The organism is Pseudomonas sp. EL_65y_Pfl2_R96 (assembly GCF_963970905.1).
GTDB lineage: Bacteria > Pseudomonadota > Gammaproteobacteria > Pseudomonadales > Pseudomonadaceae > Aquipseudomonas.
The window spans coordinates 1-539 of sequence record NZ_CAXAQH010000208.1; the positions used below are offsets into that span (position 1 = coordinate 1).

The 539-nt window shown below is 59.6% G+C and carries 1 protein-coding gene; it reads right to left on the bottom strand.

Features of this window, described 5'->3' with window-relative positions; genetic code table 11:
- Positions 1-539, bottom strand: a 539-nt coding sequence (locus AACY49_RS30250; protein WP_339527924.1) for a 3-hydroxyacyl-CoA dehydrogenase family protein, incomplete at both ends; no start/stop codon positions are given.

The window sequence follows — 539 nt, forward strand, 5'->3', positions numbered from 1 at the left end:
CATCTCGCACAAGCGGTTGTCCACCTGAACTTCTGGAGCCTCCTGGCCCTTGCCGGCCAACTCACGCGCACGCCACTCCAGATCGATGCCGACCACGTCGTACATGCGAAACGGCCCCATGGCAAAACCAAAGCCCTGCAAGGCTGCGTCGACCTGCTGTGGGTAAGCCCCTTCCAGCAGCATCTTGCGTGCTTCAAGCACATACGGATGGAGCATGCGATTGCCGATAAAACCGTGGCAGTTGCCCGATACCACACTGACCTTGCCCATGCGCTCGCCCAGCGCCAGCGCGGCGTGCACCACGGCCGGTGATGTCTTCGCGCCACGGACAATTTCAAGCAGTTTCATGATGTGCGCCGGGCTGAAGAAATGAAGGCCCAGAACTTGCTCAGGGCGTCGGGTGGCGGCAGCAATCGCATCGATATCCAGCGCCGACGTATTACTCGCCAGCAGCGCCTCGGGCTTGAGCAGGCCATCGAGTTCGCGAAAGATCTTCTGCTTGAGTTCAAGGTTTTCGTACACCGCTTCGATCACCAGAT